Source organism: Sulfurirhabdus autotrophica, from assembly GCF_004346685.1.
GTDB lineage: Bacteria > Pseudomonadota > Gammaproteobacteria > Burkholderiales > SMCO01 > Sulfurirhabdus > Sulfurirhabdus autotrophica.
Map to the genome: position 1 here is coordinate 60488 of NZ_SMCO01000010.1, position 18075 is coordinate 78562.

General features: G+C 45.3%; 19 protein-coding genes. 7 read left to right on the forward strand and 12 right to left on the reverse strand.

Features of this window, described 5'->3' with window-relative positions; translation table 11 throughout:
* Positions 1–19: 19 nt before the first annotated feature.
* The 9 genes from EDC63_RS10825 to EDC63_RS10865 all read right to left on the reverse strand — a co-directional run bounded on the left by EDC63_RS10825 (position 20) and on the right by EDC63_RS10865 (position 8677).
* On the reverse strand, positions 20–2281 hold the full coding sequence (locus EDC63_RS10825; protein ID WP_124945328.1) for a putative bifunctional diguanylate cyclase/phosphodiesterase: 2262 nt from the start codon (positions 2279–2281) through the stop codon (positions 20–22).
* Positions 2282–2345: 64 nt separating this feature from the next.
* On the reverse strand, positions 2346–3131 hold the full coding sequence (locus EDC63_RS10830) for an HvfC family RiPP maturation protein (RefSeq protein WP_124945329.1): 786 nt from the start codon (positions 3129–3131) through the stop codon (positions 2346–2348).
* Complete coding sequence (locus tag EDC63_RS10835) at positions 3115–3963, reverse strand: HvfB family MNIO-type RiPP peptide maturase (RefSeq protein ID WP_124945330.1); 849 nt, start codon at positions 3961–3963, stop codon at positions 3115–3117. The genes EDC63_RS10830 and EDC63_RS10835 overlap by 17 nt, the downstream gene beginning before the upstream one ends.
* 21 nt (positions 3964–3984) lie before the next feature.
* Positions 3985–4323 carry an HvfA family oxazolone/thioamide-modified RiPP metallophore gene (locus tag EDC63_RS10840; protein WP_124945331.1) on the reverse strand — a complete coding sequence of 113 codons (339 nt, stop codon included), beginning with the start codon at positions 4321–4323 and terminating at the stop codon, positions 3985–3987.
* Between the two features lie 61 nt (positions 4324–4384).
* The gene (locus EDC63_RS18670; protein ID WP_124945332.1) at positions 4385–4660 is read right to left on the reverse strand and encodes a zf-HC2 domain-containing protein; all 276 of its coding nucleotides are present in this window, start codon (positions 4658–4660) and stop codon (positions 4385–4387) included.
* 14 nt (positions 4661–4674) lie between these two features.
* Entirely contained in the window at positions 4675–5274 is a 600-nt protein-coding gene (locus EDC63_RS10850; RefSeq protein WP_124945333.1) for a sigma-70 family RNA polymerase sigma factor, read from the reverse strand.
* A 120-nt stretch (positions 5275–5394) separates the two neighbouring features.
* Positions 5395–5811 (reverse strand): HvfX family Cu-binding RiPP maturation protein, encoded by a 417-nt coding sequence (locus EDC63_RS10855; protein ID WP_189836479.1) that lies wholly within the window; start codon positions 5809–5811, stop codon positions 5395–5397.
* Positions 5812–6143: 332 nt separating this feature from the next.
* Positions 6144–7388, reverse strand: coding sequence for an Ig-like domain-containing protein (locus EDC63_RS10860; RefSeq protein ID WP_124945334.1), 1245 nt, complete (start codon positions 7386–7388; stop codon positions 6144–6146).
* Between the two features lie 431 nt (positions 7389–7819).
* Positions 7820–8677, reverse strand: coding sequence for a VPLPA-CTERM sorting domain-containing protein (locus EDC63_RS10865; RefSeq protein ID WP_124945335.1), 858 nt, complete (start codon positions 8675–8677; stop codon positions 7820–7822).
* Positions 8678–9414: 737 nt separating this feature from the next.
* On the opposite strand from EDC63_RS10865, the gene ectA reads away from it, so the two are divergent.
* From ectA to EDC63_RS10890, 5 genes are all read left to right on the forward strand, one after another.
* Positions 9415–9954, forward strand: a complete 540-nt coding sequence (ectA, locus tag EDC63_RS10870) for a diaminobutyrate acetyltransferase (protein WP_124945336.1) — start codon at positions 9415–9417, stop codon at positions 9952–9954.
* Between the two features lie 2 nt (positions 9955–9956).
* The gene (ectB, locus tag EDC63_RS10875) at positions 9957–11270 is read left to right on the forward strand and encodes a diaminobutyrate--2-oxoglutarate transaminase (RefSeq protein ID WP_124945337.1); all 1314 of its coding nucleotides are present in this window, start codon (positions 9957–9959) and stop codon (positions 11268–11270) included.
* A gap of 70 nt (positions 11271–11340) precedes the next feature.
* Complete coding sequence (locus EDC63_RS10880; RefSeq protein ID WP_124945338.1) at positions 11341–11736, forward strand: ectoine synthase; 396 nt, start codon at positions 11341–11343, stop codon at positions 11734–11736.
* A 139-nt stretch (positions 11737–11875) separates the two neighbouring features.
* Positions 11876–13774, forward strand: a complete 1899-nt coding sequence (locus EDC63_RS10885; protein WP_124945339.1) for a DUF294 nucleotidyltransferase-like domain-containing protein — start codon at positions 11876–11878, stop codon at positions 13772–13774.
* Positions 13771–14475, forward strand: a complete 705-nt coding sequence (locus EDC63_RS10890) for a 3'-5' exonuclease (RefSeq protein WP_124945340.1) — start codon at positions 13771–13773, stop codon at positions 14473–14475. The genes EDC63_RS10885 and EDC63_RS10890 overlap by 4 nt, the downstream gene beginning before the upstream one ends.
* A 70-nt stretch (positions 14476–14545) precedes the next feature.
* Here the strand turns inward: EDC63_RS10890 and EDC63_RS10895 are convergent, their stop codons facing one another.
* From EDC63_RS10895 to EDC63_RS10905, 3 genes are all read right to left on the reverse strand, one after another.
* Positions 14546–16360, reverse strand: coding sequence for a sodium:solute symporter family protein (locus tag EDC63_RS10895; protein ID WP_124945341.1), 1815 nt, complete (start codon positions 16358–16360; stop codon positions 14546–14548).
* A gap of 12 nt (positions 16361–16372) precedes the next feature.
* Positions 16373–16639 (reverse strand): DUF4212 domain-containing protein, encoded by a 267-nt coding sequence (locus EDC63_RS10900; RefSeq protein WP_124945342.1) that lies wholly within the window; start codon positions 16637–16639, stop codon positions 16373–16375.
* A gap of 308 nt (positions 16640–16947) precedes the next feature.
* Positions 16948–17310, reverse strand: a complete 363-nt coding sequence (locus tag EDC63_RS10905) for a hypothetical protein (RefSeq protein WP_223272288.1) — start codon at positions 17308–17310, stop codon at positions 16948–16950.
* A gap of 190 nt (positions 17311–17500) precedes the next feature.
* Between EDC63_RS10905 and EDC63_RS10910 the strand changes: the two genes are divergently transcribed.
* Together EDC63_RS10910 and EDC63_RS10915 are read left to right on the forward strand one after the other, a co-directional pair.
* Positions 17501–17800: a DUF1840 domain-containing protein gene (locus EDC63_RS10910; protein WP_124945344.1), complete on the forward strand. Its 300-nt coding sequence runs from the start codon at positions 17501–17503 to the stop codon at positions 17798–17800.
* 46 nt (positions 17801–17846) lie between these two features.
* Positions 17847–18041 carry a hypothetical protein gene (locus tag EDC63_RS10915; RefSeq protein ID WP_124945345.1) on the forward strand — a complete coding sequence of 65 codons (195 nt, stop codon included), beginning with the start codon at positions 17847–17849 and terminating at the stop codon, positions 18039–18041.
* Positions 18042–18075 lie beyond the last annotated feature (34 nt).

Here is an 18075-nt window from a genome sequence, read left to right on the forward strand (position 1 = left end):
GTCTCTGAAAATAAATTGTTTAAATTTCCCTGACAGACAGAAGTTTCTCCAGATCCCTAGCGGGAACAGGTTTGCTGAAAAAGTACCCCTGCACTTCGTCGCAGTCAAACTGCTTCAATAACGCTAGTTGTTCAGCTGTTTCCACGCCTTCTGCTATCACTTTCAGATTCAAGCTCTGTCCAAGCAAGATCACCGTTTTTGTAATAGCGGCATCGTTTGTATCGCTGACCATATTGCGCACAAAAGATTGGTCTACTTTGAGTTTGCTGATGGGGAACCGTTTTAAATAACTGAGCGAAGAATAACCGGTGCCAAAATCATCAATGGATAGCTGGAGGCCTAAATTGCGCAATTCAATCAAGGTGGCAATGGTTTTTTCTGCATCATGCATTGCAACGCTTTCTGTGATTTCCAATTCAAGAAAATGCGGTTCCAGGCCGGTTTGTTGCAGAGTGGTAGCAACAAGCTTGGTAAATTCAGGGTGCTGAAACTGACGTGCCGAAATGTTAACTGCCATGGTGATGTGATTAAAGCCTGCGGTTTGCCAGGCTTTTGCCTGCAAACAGGCAGTGCGCAGTATCCATTCACCAATAGGAATGATCAGGCCGGATTCTTCAGCTATAGGGATAAATTCGGCAGGGGAAGAAAAGTTTTGTCCGTCCCGTCGCCAGCGCAATAGTGCTTCTACACCGTTGATCTGGTTATTGGCAATAACGACTTGCGGCTGATAGTGCAACTCAAGCTCGTTGCGTTCCAGTGCGTAGCGCAATCCATTTTCCAAAGCCAGCCAGTGGGCTACTTTTGCGTTCATGTCCTGTGTGTAGCTTTGGAAAGTATTGCCCCCTAGCTTCTGGGCGTTATTCACAGCGGCTTCCGCGTTTCTCATCAGGCCTTCCGGTTCGCTGCCATCCTGCGGGAATATACTGGCACCAATGCTCAGGGTGAAGAAAAAGTCCTGGCCATTTGCGTGTAAAGGCTCGCGCATGCTGATCTGTAGCTGTTCCACTAGCAGTTGTAGCTGGTGAGAATCTGACAGGTTTGGCATTAAAGCGCCGAAAGTGGCGCCTTCAAAGCGGAAGAAAACAACGCCCGTAGAAAAATCTGAATGTTGCTGTAGCAGCTTTTCAAGGCGGCTTGCCATAGCGCGTAACAGGTTATCACTGGCTTCATAACCCTGACTTTCCAACACCAGTTTGATACGGTCTATCCGGAGCATGATTACGGCAAATTGACTTTCCGGACTCGCCTGATTAATGGCATTTTGCATGCTTTCATTGAACATGCGGCGATTGGGCAGGCTGGTTACTGTGTCATGGTAGGCTTGGAAAACTAGTTGTTTTTCAGCTTCTTTACGGTCAGTGACATCCGTAATATAGATATGGCAAATATGCAGATCTTCCAGCATATGAATCATGCAATCCAGTGTTCTGTTTTGAATGCCATATTCAAATCCCAGACTTTCTGCGCCTGATTTTTTAATTGAAGCTAAACGTAAATCAAAGTCTTCTGGTAATAACGCTTTTGCAAAATCCAGCCCGAGTTTGGAAAGCAGTATGGCTGTGGCAGGGTTGGAATAGGTGACTTGACCATTCCATGACAAACGTAATACCGGGTTGGGGTTTCTTTCTACGAACATGGACAGCCGCCGGCGTTCTGCGCTTTCGGCAATATAAATGTTGACGTAATAACCGATCAGAATGGCGATGATAAAAATGACAATACTGAACCCAATGACCAGATTGATCATGAATTGGGTTTTGGATTGGGTGGATAGTCCGCTGCTGGTAACGCGCTTTTGATTAAAAAAAACTAATTTATCAATAATAGGGGCTATGCTTTTTTCTAAAATGCTTACCCGTTCCAGAATTTCACGAGCGTGGTCCCAATCAATGGGAGCGGTCGTGAGTGTTTTATCCAGCTGATTTGCCTGGCCATTTATTTCATCAGTCAGTTTTTCAATTTGGGTCAAATAAGATTGGCTTTCGTCCATATTGTGAATCGTTCGCAAGCCAGCTTCAATAATAATTTGATTTGCAGAAAATGCTTTCAGAAAAATTGCTCTGTCAGCTGTTGCATAGTATTCATAAAGAATCGGTTTTTGCCCTGCAATGGCAACATGCAGTTTTGAGATGTCATTAAGGCGGGGAAGGTTGATTTCAACCAGGGATTGCGTGGCAGAAGATACAGCGTGCCCATTCATGTAAATCAGTACTGATAGCGTCACGCCTAGTGCGAGTACCAGCATGTAAATAGCGAGAATCTTTTTAGATAGGGATGACATTTACCACCGAGCAATAAAATATAGAGTGTTGGATGTGCTCGCTAATTAGGATTTTTGTTTCAAATTACATGTTATCACACCCTTTCCACGTGCCAAGAATAACTTCCGACTGATAAAGAGAATGCAGGATATCAAGTCCACCGGCCAATACTACAGCGGGATCGGGATGTTGTAGCTCAGTCGCAATTTGCAGTAAAGCACCTTTTCCTGTGAGGGAAGAGGATTGCAAAAGTGTGAGCAGTCTCATACTTATCGGATTAATCAGAATAAACTTTACTTCGTCATTTTTGTTACGGACGATAGCAAAGTGGGTGTCTTCTTTCTGTTCGGTAGTTGGTTTGAAACGCGGCCCGATTTTGTGCACGGGATAAGCATAACTTTGCAGTGATAACAAAGGTGTGATGGCTGGCCTGGCATTTAACAGATCGCCATCAGGGTCGATGCGATTGTGCTCTATTTCCTTGTTGGAAATGGAAAGCATGAGTTCTACCCATTCGTAATGTGCCAAATCGCGCATAAACGCCGGGTCTTCTGGCTGTTCGCCGCGCTCATTTTTCAGGTAATGAATGAATTCATCAGGGATCTGGCGAAAAAAAGGAGAATGGCAACGGTGAGTAGAAAAAAAGTCACGCACCAGTTTTGCCCATTTTCGTTTACCTGATACTTTATGCAGCACCGGAAAACAGGCAAGCAGAAAACCTTCCAGGTTGTTATATAGCAGTTCGTTGTAGACTTTCATGCGACGCGCAGGCACACCCTGCGGTCGCTTATTTTCCCGGGGGTTGCGAATATGGCCGGTAAAAGCGTACTGATACTGTTGAAATAACGGGATGTCAGGCTTTTCTGACATGTTGTGTTGTTTGGTAATGTTGTTGAAGGTGGGCAATACGTTCAATTTCCGGTAACAGTTCTGCCAGAGGTGGAATATTGAAATCTCGTTCCAGCAGGGTAGGGAAAACACCGAAAGTGCGATAGGTTTCTTCCAGCAAATCCCATACCGGCTCGATGATATCGGCGCCATGGGTATCCACGATCAAATCTTCTGATTCCTGATAATGCCCGGCAGTATGGATATAAGCGATTCGGTCGCCAGGCAAGGCGCGCAAAAATGCAATTGGATCATATTGGTTATTGACGCTGTTGACATAGATGTTATTTACATCCAGATGCAGCATGCAATCTGCCTCTTCCAGCACCGCTTTAATAAAAGTGATTTCGTCCATTTCTGCAATTGGTGCTGCAACATAAAATGAGGCGTTTTCTACAGCAATCTTTTGTTCAAGAATGTCTTGAGTACGACGGATTCGCTTTGCTACGTATTTGACAGCTTCTTCAGTAAACGGAATAGGCAGTAAATCGTACAGGTGACCATCATCACTGCAATAACTTAAATGTTCGGTATAGAGTTGAATCTGATGTTGTTTTAGAAACGCTTTAATGCGTTTGAGAAAAACTTCGTCCAGAGGTGACGGTCCGCCCAAAGATAAAGAAAGGCCATGGCAGACTACAGGATAGCGTTCTGTAAAAAAATGCAGATCCTTGCCTAGCGCACCACCCATATCCAGCCAGTTTTCGGGCGCAATTTCATAGAAGTCAATAACGGAAGGTGGCTGGTTCTTCAGCGGAGCAATCAGCTCGCGCCGAAGACCAAGTCCCGCACCATAAATGGTTTTATGATTCATGATTAGGGTATTGAGCCAGTATTACTGGGCTGCTTTATCGCCAGCTTTAGCTTTTGATGCACCACATTTGGCTTCACCACATTTGCCATCAGGCATTTTTTTGTCAGTGGCTTTCATATTGTCTTTGCTGTTCTCGGACATATCGCCGCACTTTCCATCTTTTGCTTTGGTTGCTGCAGCCTTATCGCCTGCACATTTGCCATCCTTGGCTTTGGCATCAGCGCCGGCAACCATGTAGCCTTTGTCCAGGGTCTGCATTGCAAAAGGATTTCCTGCTGCGTTTACAACAGGTGAAGCACTTAGCGTAGCTACGAAAGCGGTACCTAAAGCAATAGTCAGTGCAGATTTATTGATAGCCATGTTTGTATATCTCCAAGTTTTCAATTAAAAAAATACCGGTTTCCCGGAACAGTGCATGCATTCATTCTGATGCGGATTTCGCATCCTGTTTGCGGTGCAATTCTTCCAATATCCGTTCCTGCGCTTCGGGCGTAAGCCCGGGTTGTGAGGAGGGAATATCTTCAGGTTCAGATGCAAGCTTTTTACCAGCTTTGTGCAGAAACGCTAACTGCTGATCCACTTTTGAACAAGCATTGCAGATCAATAAATGCAATTTCATGCTTATCTTTTCTGTTAACGTCAGGTTGCGATCAAAGGATTGTGACAACAATTTACTGGCATCTTTACAAGTTAACACTATTGTCTCTCCCTTTATTCCTGACCTAGCCAGTTAATTTCAAAGCACTGTTTCAGCCCAAGGCGTGCACGGTGCAGCATCACCCAACTGTTAGTCGGGGAAATATTCATATCCTTACAAATTTCATCTGTTGCCATCCCGGAAATTTCACGAAGTGAGTAAAGCAGCGCGAGTTGGGGGGGTAAGCGCTTCATGCACTCAGTAAAAATTTCCCAAAAACGTTTTTGTTCCATCATTTTTTCGGGATTTCCCCAGTCCTGAGGTGGTGTGACCCAGTGACCGCGGTCATCAAACATGGCATCTATTGCATCGTTTTGAGCATGATCCATTTGTTCGTCGAGATTTTCCTGGGTAGGCTCGCGTACCTTTTTACGGATAAGATCAACGACTTTATGCTTCAGAATTCCCACCAGCCAGGTTTTTTCCGAGGCGTTGCCTGAAAAATTCTGATGGCATTCAAGTGCGGCAAGCAGCGTTTCTTGAACCACATCTTCCGCTAAATGCTCGTCCCGTAATTGAAGCATGGCATAACGGAATAAATAATCACCATATTCGGTTAACCAACGTTCAGGACTTAAAAGTGGATTATCTACTTTTATCGATTTGTTATTCATTTTCCGGAAAAAAATAAATGGGAATTGAGTCTACTTTATACAGGTTAAAGCGGCAATTCAATTCCCGGCTTCAAATGGTGGATGACCGAACACCGGTTATTTCTCGATATTCGGAGTGTATCAGGCGTTTGATGCGAAACGTTTGCTTAACAGATGGTCAATGCTCAATTTGCCTGCACCTTTAAATAACAACGGAGTAAACATGATCAGATAAATTAACGCCAGCTTATAACCATTATTAGAAAAATTGTAACCATTGCCTGCATGAACGGCTACCCATGCAACGATAGTCAATATGATCAGTGAGGCGCTGAAAAAGCGCGTACCTAAACCTAATATCAGTGCAACTGGACCGATGAGTTCGAACCATGTAGCTATTTGCCAGCTGATTTCCGGTGGGATGATGCTGAATGGAAAAGGGAAGTCTGACTGAATTTCAGAAAACCAGTTTGTACCATTAAATTTCATTAAGCCGGACTCCAAGAATTCGTATGCCAGAAATAGCCGTAATAAAAGTTGTGGGAAATAGTTTCCCATGCAGTTAAGTTCTTTTGTGACCCATTTCCATGATTTAAAAATCGACAGCATACCCATACCTTTTTTGAATTTATAGTAATGCTTGGTCGACGTGACAAGGGATTCCTTACAAAGATGCACATAGTGTGGTAAATTTTTGCCTGATGAATCAGTAAGTAATAAATGAATATTTCTTTTGGTTATATGAGACGTATGTAAAACATTGAAACCCCCTCATCCCATATTCCTTCAGAAAAAAATGCGGAAGGTAAAAGTGGGATGAGGGTAATCAACTGTCACTCAAAAATTTAGCGAATGACTAAATATTGCAATGTTCAACGGCTATTTAACGTTTAACCTCCATATATAGTGAATTTGTCGGTATCGGAGCCCGTTGGTTTGTTGGTGCATATCAGTGCATCTCCGGGCACTAATGGTCCGCTGGCTGTTTTAGCAATGCCGTTCACTTTACACGTAGCGGTTCCGACGGTACTAATAGCGGTGTAAGAAAGCGGGGCTGACTTACAGGCAGTTACGGAGGTACTCGAAGTCTGAATAATGTTGCCAATAAAACTGATTTGCAATGTCTTGTTGGCTGCTCCAAATCCATCACCATTCAGTACAATTTGCGTTTTAGGATGAAGCGTTTCGCACGTACTCGCTACCGTTGACGAGATGGTTACGCAGATATTGGCGGAAAGGCTGACGTTTTTTCCATCAAAGGCCTGATACTGCCCGCATTCTGATCCGGTAAAAAGTGGATTGGGGGGCGTGTACGTTCCTCCAGAGCAATCTGCGGCAAGCGTGAGCGTGCCATAATAAGGCAAGCTTACCAGGGAGCAGGTCAACGGATCGCCATTAGCATCTGAAACCACTGGTTTCCAATCGACAGCGACACCCGGAGTGGTTTTCACGGTAACGGATGACGCCACGGGCAAGGTATTACCTGCCGGGGCGATAGCCCCCACAAGATGCACCTGTATTGGCGAAGCTGTTCCATATAATATATCCAATACATAAGTACGATCCGCAGCCACGGTCCACGTTTTCACACCAGATCCGCCTGTGCTCGCGCAGTCCTGGGCCGCACAGCCACCAGGGTATACTTTGCCATCAGCAGCCAAGTGCATGGTGTTGATCTCCACTTTTCCAAGGCATGCAGCGCCGGAACAAGAGACGTCGTCAAACCGATTTAATGACGCGTCTGTTGTAGCAATGCCACCTTGCGCTCCGATCATTGGCGCAGTAGCCAGGGATTCATACACTTGAGGGACATAGAATGCACTGGCCATCTCTCCCGGTTTGGAATTGCTCCCGCTTGGTGCCTGTTCTTGTCCACCGCTTTTTTGGTTTTTCCCAATAACCAAGCCACCATCCAATCCAGGTCCAATAGGGTGGCAAAGGATTGCATCATTCAGGAACCGGACATACGATCCGAAACAAGTTCCCTCAGGATATCCGACGCTCCCCTGATTGATGGTCAATACCGTACCGTTACTTAAGGGGGCGCTATGTACCATAGAAGCTGTGGAAAAAATTGCAGCTGCCAAGCATGCACGCCAGAAATAACGATTTGAATCAGTCAATGCGTTTAACATACTTCCTCCATGTTGAAATTTAACTGCCATTTGTAACCAACCTGCTGTCGGCACGCTGAATCGGTGAGCCGATTTCACCCAAAATCGTCAATAAATGTCATGTGAATAAACTATAAACGTATGACACGAAAAATTTATTCCCGGACGTATAAATTTAATTTTTTGCAATTGAGGCGCTTGCGCAAATTGCGCAGCCATAGGGGATAGCCAGGTTGCGCAGCAAAAAATTCAATGAAGCAGGAAGCAGCATTGCGTATTTTTCACGTAGCGTGCCAGACAATAATCACGTAAATATCACGAAAAAATTAAATTTATTTCATGTAGTAACTGTGAGAATTATTCGTGATTTGAAAAGGGGTTCATTCAAACGGAAGGGGTGTAATACACGGTGCGGCTTTCACAATTTTTTGTAGTTGCAATGGATTTATAGATCAAGCAGTTTTTCTTTTCATAAAACCACGCAAACCTATTAACCCTGAAGCAAGAAGCCACAAGCTGGCAGGCAGAGGAACAGGTTGTACATACAATGCCACTTCTGATGTGCTTGAACCAGATCCAAAATCAGGGTGGTACTCATTGAATTTGAATGCCAAAGCTTGCGGGTCTGCGGGGTTGAAGAAAAGCTGGGCTAACCCGCCAGTACTGGCATATTTCAGCATGGCCAAGTTAAATTGTACTGTTGAGTCACACTCTATACAGGACCAATAATTCATTCCGAATAGACCATCCGGCCCTGGCCCGCTTATCAGGGAGCCTTGAATCGTATTGCCATAATTGGTGATTTGAGAATATCCGCCACCTGAAAGCAAATCAGCTGAATTTAAATTGAAGTGTGCAGAGGTAAACCCCCCAGCAAACGTCAGGGATGGCGATAGTTTATCAAAATACAGGCTGAACGAATGGCTTGAAGAGGTTAGATCGTAAGATTGGTTTGCGCTAAGCCATAAGCTGCCAGTTAAAGCGGTGTTGTAGCTATTATAAGTATTGGTAAAACTGTCATACGAATCGCCAGCAGAATGTGATGGTGCAAACGCGTTGTACCGAACCAGCCATTTATCTATAGTACCTTCTTTGTACTGATAGGCAGAAATGTTCGTCGAATCATAAGTATTCTGGAAAAAAGTATCTGAGGCGGTTTGGAAAGCTGCGGTGCATGATCCACTGGTGAAGCAGGACTGTATTTCAGTTGGCAATGCGTTTGTTGCCAGTACACCAATAGCACTAGCATTAGCGCTGGCTATTAAAGAAAACACAAACAAGTTTGAGGTGAAGTAAGTGCGTGTATTCATGGGTTATTTCCTGATCCAGTTGATTTAATTTGGCTGAATATAGGAGGTTACCCAAGATGTGGTTTTTACTCTTATCAGCGGAAGCTATGTCTGATGCATTTTATAATTTTTATAGCACAGATAATTGTAGTTGCAAGTATTTATTGCCATTTTCACTAACATATTAATAAAAATTGATTTATTCCAAATAGTCCGGGTTGAGTTAATAAATAATATTTAAATATTAGAATGGTAAAATACTAAACTTGTAATTTGTAATAAAACAATAATAATTTTATTAATTATGATTGTTTTCAATATATTAATGATATTTTGTAATTGTAATTACGCCAATAACATAAAATGAATGTTCGCTTGTTATATTTATGCAACATATTGTTTATATTGTATTTTAATGTTTTATTGGCTTTGTTTATGTATGGCGTGTAAATTAGACACGTTTGATTATAATGCAATATATTGTTATAATTGCAGATTATTTCAAATAAAACTGGTATTTATTATCATTATTCTAAATAAAACACATTTTATCTTTTTTAAAGCTAATCCGTGGTTTTCTGGATCAAAACACATCATCATTTCAGGCAAAAGCCTTTGTTCTTCCAAAGGGTAGCTTTTCCCGCGGAATCAATTTTCTGCTGTGCTGCAGGCCATTATTTTTTTTCACCAGTTTCTTTCGTGGTTTGGGGCCCTCATTACTTTCTTCATACGAAGACATAATCAGGTAACTCAATTTTATGGACACACAAACACAACGGTCGACCGATACCATTACACTTAGACTTCCTCGTTTGGAAGATGGAAGCCGGATTTATACCTTGGTGAAGCAATCGCCACCTTTAGACGTAAATTCGGAATACCTTTATTTTCTGCAATCCAGTCACTTTGCTAATACCTGCGTACTGGCAGAGCAAGCTGATACGCTTGCGGGCTTTGTGTCCGGCTATCTGATTAATAACCAACCAGAAGAACTGTTTATCTGGCAAGTAGCTGTGGCGTCTGAGTTTCGTGGGCAACAATTAGCATTGCGCATGATTGAAGAATTATTAAAGCGTCCTGAATGTAAAAAGGTGCGCTCAATCAGCACCACCATCAGCCCATCCAATCGCGCTTCACAACGGCTGTTTGAAAAACTGGCTGATCGCTTTGGCCTGACGATTGCGCAGCAACCCTTCATAGAAGCGCAACAATTTAGTCAGTCGGGCCACGAGGCAGAAGTGTTATATCGCCTGAGTACGCAACCTGAAAGTTATATAAATAAGCATCAAGGAGCTTAAATATGAATTCTCTCGAAATTTTTAACAAATATGAGTCTGAAGTAAGAGGCTATATCCGTTCTTTTCCTAAAGTATTTAACCGTGCCAAAGGCGCTGAAATATGGGACGAAGATGGCAAGCGATACATTGATTTCTTCGCTGGTGCCGGTGCATTGAATTATGGCCATAACAACCCTGAAATTAATCGTGCTGTGATTGAGTATTTGCAAAACGATGGTATTGGTCATGCCCTGGATATGGGGACTGTGGCCAAGCGTAATTTTATTAAAAGTTTTGTTGAATGTATTTTAGAGCCGCGCAAGCTGGATTATAAATTGCAGTTTGTTGGCCCGACAGGGACCAATGCCATTGAGACGGCACTTAAAATTGCCCGTAAAGTGAAGAAGCGTACCAGTGTGATCTCGTTCACCAATGGTTTTCATGGTATGTCCATGGGTGCGCTGAGTATTACCGGCAACCGTTATTACCATGACGAAAACTATGGTGTACCTGCGTATACCACCCAAGTGCCGTTTTTTAACTACATGGGCGATGAGGTAAATACAGTTGCCTATCTGCGCCGTATTCTGGAAGATCAGTCCAGCGGTCTGGAACTTCCAGCAGCCGTGGTGCTGGAAACCATTCAGGCGGAGGGTGGCATTAACGTGGCCAGCGAAAGCTGGTTGCGAGACATACAGAAAATATGCCATGACTTTGATGTGTTGTTGATTGTGGATGATATTCAGGTGGGAAATGGCCGTACCGGTAATTTTTTCAGTTTTGAGCGTGCTGGCATTCAACCGGATATCGTGACCCTTTCAAAGTCCATTGGTGGTGGGCATCCGATGTCGCTGGTTTTGATGAAGCCTGAACTGGATAAATGGAGCCCAGGTGAGCATTCCGGTACCTTCCGTGGTAATAATCTTGCTTTTGTAGCAGCTCATACGGCGCTGGAAACTTATTGGCGTGATGAGACTTTTGCTAAAGATGTACAACAAAAAGGCAAACTGGTGGAATCCAGAATGCAAAAGATTAAAGATTTATACCCGGAATTAATTGTTGAGCTGCGTGGTTTAGGGATGATCCGTGGTCTGGAATTTAAAGATACTGAGTTGGCTTCAAATATTTGCAGTCGTGCTTTCGAACTTGGTCTTGTCATTGAAACAGCAGGAGCACAAGGGCAAGTGATCAAATTCCTCGGTTCGCTGGTGATTACAGAAGTGCTGATTAATGAAGGTTTTGATCTGCTGGAGCAGGCAATTTTTGATGCCAAAAGTGCTCATGAAGCGGAACTGCCCGCAAATGCGCCATTAGAAGAAGTAGCAGAGGTGCTCTAGGCTGGTGAGCGCTTTGCCAATAGGAATGTTTTTTGGTAAAGCGCGTATTTGTAACAAAAAGGAATCCAAAGTGATTGTAAAAAATCTCGATGAAATCATTAACACAGACGCGGATGTCGATACAGCACAATGGCGCAGTCGACGGTTATTGCTAGCCCAGGATGGCATGGGGTTTTCACTGCATGACACCTTGATCAAAAAAGGTGAGGCATTACACCTTTGGTATAAGCATCACCTGGAGGCGGTCTATTGCATTGAAGGTGAGGGGGAAATTGAAGAAAAGAAAAATGGCAAGATCCACTCGATCCGACCGGGAACGGTATATGCGCTCAATGAGCATGACCAGCACATACTGAGAGCCAATAAGGGCTCGCAAATGCGTATGGTATGTGTATTTAACCCCCCTGTTACAGGCCGCGAAGTGCATGATAAAGACGGTGCATATGCACTTCCTGAACAGGCTTAATATCACTTTATTTCTTGTCGTGCTAATCTTTCCACTTAGCGTATGAATGAATTAATCAGTGAGGCCAAACCAGCTTTGTTATTTTGAATTCTGATAAATAACTTGGTGGGGCGTTTAAGGGTTCAAAAAGGATTTTGATATGGCCAGCGCACCGCTCAATTCTCTGATCACCGCAACCTTGGATCACCTTCGAGGTTTCGCACCCTTTGATCAGATGGTGCATGACGATCTGATTTGGCTGGCGCAGCGGCTTACCCTTGGATATTATGCCAAAGGCGAAATGATTCTCTCCCCTGACCAAGGTGTCGTTCAGCATTTCTTCATTATCAAGCAGGGCGTAGTTCAGGGTGAACAGGGAGTGGTAAGTGCCCAGACTGAGGAAGCTGCCTGGCTTGAACTGCATGAGGGCGAATGCTTTCCGCTAGGTGCGCTACTTTCCAAGCGTCCTGTCAGCAGTTTGTACCGCGCCTATGAGGATGTGTTTTGTTATGAGCTGTCTGCAGAAGATTTCCTCACCCTGACACACCAAAGTCCCGCATTCCATGATTTTTGTACCCGCCGAATTGCCAATTTGCTGGAACAATCCAAGCATATTATTCAGGCAAAATACGCTAAGTCGACCAGCGAACAACAGTCCATGTCCAGCCAGTTATCAACCATTATGCGTCGTGAGCCGATCGCTTGTGCGCCTGATACACCTTTGCGACAGGTGCTGGAAAGTATGCAGCAAAACAGCATTGGGTCTATGGTGGCAGTGGATGAACAGCGACGACCAGTAGGCATCTTTACCCTGCATGACGTGTTATCCCGCGTTACGCTCCCTGGCCTGAGTCTGGATACGCCGCTTTCCAGTGTGATGAGTCCCAATCCCTTTACGCTGCCGCCTCACGCGCTGGTTCACGAAGCGGCACTGACCATGGCGAAACATGGTTTTAGGCATATTCTGATGGTAGAAAATGGCCGCCTCAAAGGGCTGGTATCCGAAAAGGATTTGTTCAGCTTGCAGCGAGTGGGCTTGCGTCAGGTCAGTAGCGCCATCCGTAACGCTGACAAGCTCGAGGCTTTGCAGCAGTCGGCTCTGGATATCCGTCAGTTAGCCCACAATATGCTGGCGCAGGGTATTGCGGCTGAACAATTAACCCAGATTATTTCCACGCTGAATGACCTTCTCACCCGTCGGATTATTGAGCTGGAAATGCGTGACAATGCAGTAGAAGATATCGAATTCTGCTGGCTGGCTCTTGGGTCAGAAGGGCGGATTGAACAAACGTTGAATACGGATCAGGATAACGGGATTATCTTCAGTGTCCCTGCAGGACTTAGTGCGGAAGAGCTACGCGGAAGGCTGTTGCCTTTCTCGCTGAGAATAAACAATGCGCTGGCTGAATGCGGTTTCCCCCTGTGCAATGGGGGGGTAATGGCTTCTAACCCCAAATGGTGTCTATCCCTTGATGAATGGAAAGGCACCTTTGATAACTGGATTTATCACGGTGCGCCGATGGACTTGCTCCATGCCACTATTTTCTTCGACTTCCGCTCATTGTTTGGTGCCGAACACTTGGCCGAGGCATTGCGCGATTGGTTAAGTATCGAGGCGCCCAAGAACACCCGATTTTTGCACCAATTGGCGATCAATGCGCTTAAAAATCGACCGCCGCTTGGTATCGTGCGCGATTTTGTTATTGGCGAGGGTCATACACTTGACCTGAAAATGAACGGCATCACGCCTTTTGTTGATGCTGCCAGAATTTATAGTCTGGCTCACGGTGTAGCAGCGACAAATACGCTGGAACGTTTGCGCGACATTGCCCAGCCGCTCAATATGCGGCCTCAGGACGTCAAGGCTTATTGCGATGCTTTTCTGTTTATCCAGCTCTTGCGTCTGCGCTTGCATCACGAGCAGACAGAGCGAAACGAGCCGCTTACGAATAAGGTAGACCCGGATAGTCTCAATAACCTCGATCAACGAATTCTGAAGGAGGCCTTTCGTCAGGCGCGAAAATTGCAAACCAAGCTGGGTCTGGATTATCAGGTATGAGTTTTTTGAACCGGCTGTTCGGTGAAAAGCCGCAACTGACAGCCAATCAGTTTGCCCGCCTGCAGACATGGCAGGCCTTGCCTGAGCCTGATGCGCGGCAGCCTCTGGATAGCAGTCGAATTGTTGTGGTTGATGTGGAAAGCAGTGGGCTGGACGTGAATAAAGATAGTCTTATAGCCATTGGTGCGGTAGCGTTGGTAAATGGCAAGATCGCTTTGGCTGACAGCATGGATATGGTCCTCCAGCAAAATTTAGTAAGCGGTAAGGATAATATCCTGATCCACGGTATCGGCGGAGAGGCTCAGCGCGAAGGTATGCTTCCGGCAGAGGCTTTGCTCGATTTTCTGGAGTATCTGGGTAAATCACCACTGATTGCTTTCCATGTTGCCTTCGACCAGGCAATGATAGCTCAAGCGGTAAAGGCGTCACTCGGATTTCGGTTTAAGCACGCATGGGCCGATCTGGCCTACGTCGCGCCAGCTTTGTATCCCCAGCATGCGCTTCGATATCGTTCACTTGATCAGTGGATGTCTTTTTTCCGGATAGGCAATTACGCGCGTCATAGTGCTTTGGCAGATGCACTTTCTACCGCTGAACTATTACTTGCATTGGGGCCGGAGCTAAAAAAGCGACAGGCTTTGAACTTTCAGGGGCTGCGAGATATGGAACGTGAACGAAGGCGACAGACGCATCCAGTCTGATCGCTCCAGGATTTGGTTCTGTGCAATAAAAACCCCGCCGCAGCGGGGTTTTTATTCGATACAAGTTGCTTTAGTGCGACTGTGCAGTTCCGGCACCACGTGGATAACGGATATTCTCCACTAGATGCTGGATATGTTCCGGACACGGAGCAGTCATCTTCATCACAATATAAGCCACTGTGAAATTAAGAATCATGCCGATCACACCAATGCCTTCAGGCGAAATGCCAAACAGCCACTGGCTATCGGGTACTTTCTCCATGCTAAGCAGCACATCACGTTTAAAATAAACGATATAGGTCAGGGTGAAAATCAAACCCGTAAGCATCCCTGCGATGGCACCGCCCCGGTTCATGGATTTACTAAAGATACCCATCACGATAGTCGGGAATAGTGATGCGCAGGCAAGACCGAAGGCGAAAGCCACCACCTGAGCAACGAAGCCCGGTGGGTTATACCCCAGATAACCGGCGATTGCCACAGCAACAGCCGCTGCAATACGACCCGCCATCAATTCGTTCTTTTCGGAAATGTTCTTGGTGAACACGCCTTTCAAGAGGTCATGTGAGATGGAGGCGGAAATTACCAGTAGCAAACCAGCTGCGGTCGACAGAGCAGCGGCAATACCGCCGGCAGCAATCAGGGCGATTACCCAGTTTGGCAGATGTGCAATTTCAGGGTTGGCCAACACCATGATGTCGTTGTCCACTTTGCCTTCAAACTTGCCGTCTTTACCTTTGGATCCGAGCTCGTTACCTTTCCAGCCGGCAGCCTCGGCCTTCGCCAGAAATTCAGGATTTTTGCTCTTTTCGTTGTAATACTGGATGCGACCATCGCCGTTTTTATCTTCCCAGCGGATCAGGCCGGTTTTTTCCCAGCGCTTCATCCAGTCAGGACGCGCTTCGCCTTGAAGGCTGGCCTCTGGGGCAAATACGTCGCCACCTGTTGCAACTGCACTGTTCACTGTAGCATGAAGATTGTAACGTGCCATGGCGCCAACTGCTGGGGCAGTGGTATAGAGGATAGCAATGAAGATTAAAGCCCAGCCGGCAGACAGACGAGCATCGTGTACCTTGGGTACTGTGAAAAAACGCACAATTACATGAGGCAAGCCTGCAGTACCAGCCATCAGTGCCAAGGTGATGCAGAACACGTCGATCATGGTTTTGTTGCCGGTGGTATAGGCGGAAAAACCCAGATCAGTCACGGTTTTGTTCAGTTTATCCAGGAAAAACATATCGCCCATGTGGCCGCCAAGTCCTAGCTGTGGGAAAACATTTCCCGATATCTGAAGGGATATGAATACCGCAGGAATGGTGTAGGCGAAAATCAACACGATGTATTGAGCCACCTGGGTGTAGGTAATTCCCTTCATGCCACCAATTACGGCGTAGAAGAACACCAGGCCCATACCGATAATCAGCCCGGTTGTGATGTCTACTTCCAGAAAGCGGGAAAACACAATACCCACACCGCGCATCTGACCGGCAACATAAGTGAAGGAGATGAAAATCAGGCAGATAACCGCCACGATTCGAGCCGTCTGAGAGTAATAACGGTCGCCGATGAACTCAGGTACAGTGAACTTGCCAAACTTGCGCAAGTACGGGGCCAAAAGTACTGCTAACAACACATAGCCGCCAGTCCAGCCCATCAGGTAGACGGAACCACCATATCCCAGAAAGGCAATCAGGCCTGCCATGGAGATGAAGGAAGCAGCTGACATCCAGTCAGCACCAGTTGCCATACCATTGATGATCGGGTGCACGCCACCACCGGCGATGTAAAACTCTTTAGTGGAGCCTGCGCGTGCCATGACGGCAATACCAATGTAGAGGGCGAATGACAGACCCACCACAACATAAGTTAGTGTTTTCAGATCCATGTGTTATTCCCCTTAGTCTTCGTGGACGTCATGTTCGCGGTCGATCTTGTCCATACGCTTTGCGTACCAGAAGATCAGGCCAACGAAAATAAAGATAGATCCTTGCTGAGCGAACCAGAAGCCTAGTGGATAACCTCCAATGTGAAAGCTGTCCAATGCATCTCTGAACAAGATGCCGGCACCGAATGAAACAATGAACCAAATGACCAGGGTAGTAATGAGCAGTTTTAGCGTGGCGCTCCAATACGCTTTGGGATTGAAGTTTTGTGGACTAGACATGTCTCTCTCCTTTTATAATTGAGTGAACTTTATTGATTATTAATTGCGCACACTTATTTATAGCAAACTTGCGTAAATGAGTTTACACCATAATTTGCCAATGTTTTTCAATAAATTGTCTGTTGGTATTTATTTCACAAGTTGAGCTTGTAACTAGGCATATTCAATAGGTATTTTGGACTATTCAGGCAAGAATATGGATGAGATAAATTTATTGGTAAAGTAGAAAAATAATTAAATCGTAATGTCATGTGAATATATTTAATTCAATGTGTTATATCATTTGGTATTGTCTAGTTTGTGAAAAATCAGGGTGATAAGTGTTTTGCGCGTTGAAATGCTAATTGCAGCACAAAATAGTAAGTCCATAGAACAAAGGCCGCCAAGCTCATCCAGGTAGTTAATTCCAGTCCCAGCAGCAAAACAGAAATACCTACGCCTAACAGGCCTAACCCACAAAAAGCATTTACCAGCAGGACGATTGTCGCCCAAGTATTTCCTTCGCCAATTTTTCTGCCTCGCCAGTCCGCAACGTAGCGAGCATCCTTTCGTATGGCAATAGCCCAGGCACGAAAGAGCATCCCGCCAGCCATCAGAAAAAGACCTAAAAACATCAATCGTACCAGCCATACAAACCACACTTCCATCTCTTTCCCCATTGTTGATTTCACTTTTGGCCCACAAGTTAAGGTGTCAGTATGATTTTTCACACTGCTTGTTCGGCGCCAATTTTAGTCTGTAGCTTACCTCAGATGATTGCTGGGATATAGTCAGTCTGTAATTAGCCTGGGGGAGGAGTAGAATTGATTTGTTAGCGAACTGTCCCATGACGCGACACCTTAATTCAATCAGGAGAACAGCGTGCTAGTTACCTTTACCACCAAAGCCTATGCGGACATCACCATGTTTGGGGATGTCGCACTTGCCCTGCTTAAAAAAATGGGACATAGCGCAACGGTCCCTGGCGCAATTCTTGCGGCAGATGTTCCTCTTGCATTAAGCCGGCTAACTGCCGCAATTGATGCAGAAAAGGGTTTGCCACCACCAGACGCGGATAAGAGTGGGGATGAACCGCCGGTGAGCATGGCTCATCGAGCGTTGCCTATCATCAATCTGCTGACTGCCGCAGCAAAGGCAAAATCTGACGTCATGTGGAAGTAATACTCCTTTCGGGGGTGGCACACTTACCAATCAAAGAGAAATGAACATGCAAAAAATGGAACAACTGGAACTGGATGCGCATCGTAGCGACATCGTTGCGGATATGCGCAGTCTGGTAGAAAAATATCGTACTATCTTCGATTGGGATATTCCGGAAATTGACCAATCTGCTGCCGATAAACTGATATTGGCGGCAATGCACACTGCGCTAGACGATATTACGGCTAAATTGACAGATTAATTGTTGAAAAAAGCCTATACAGTAATTGCAGATA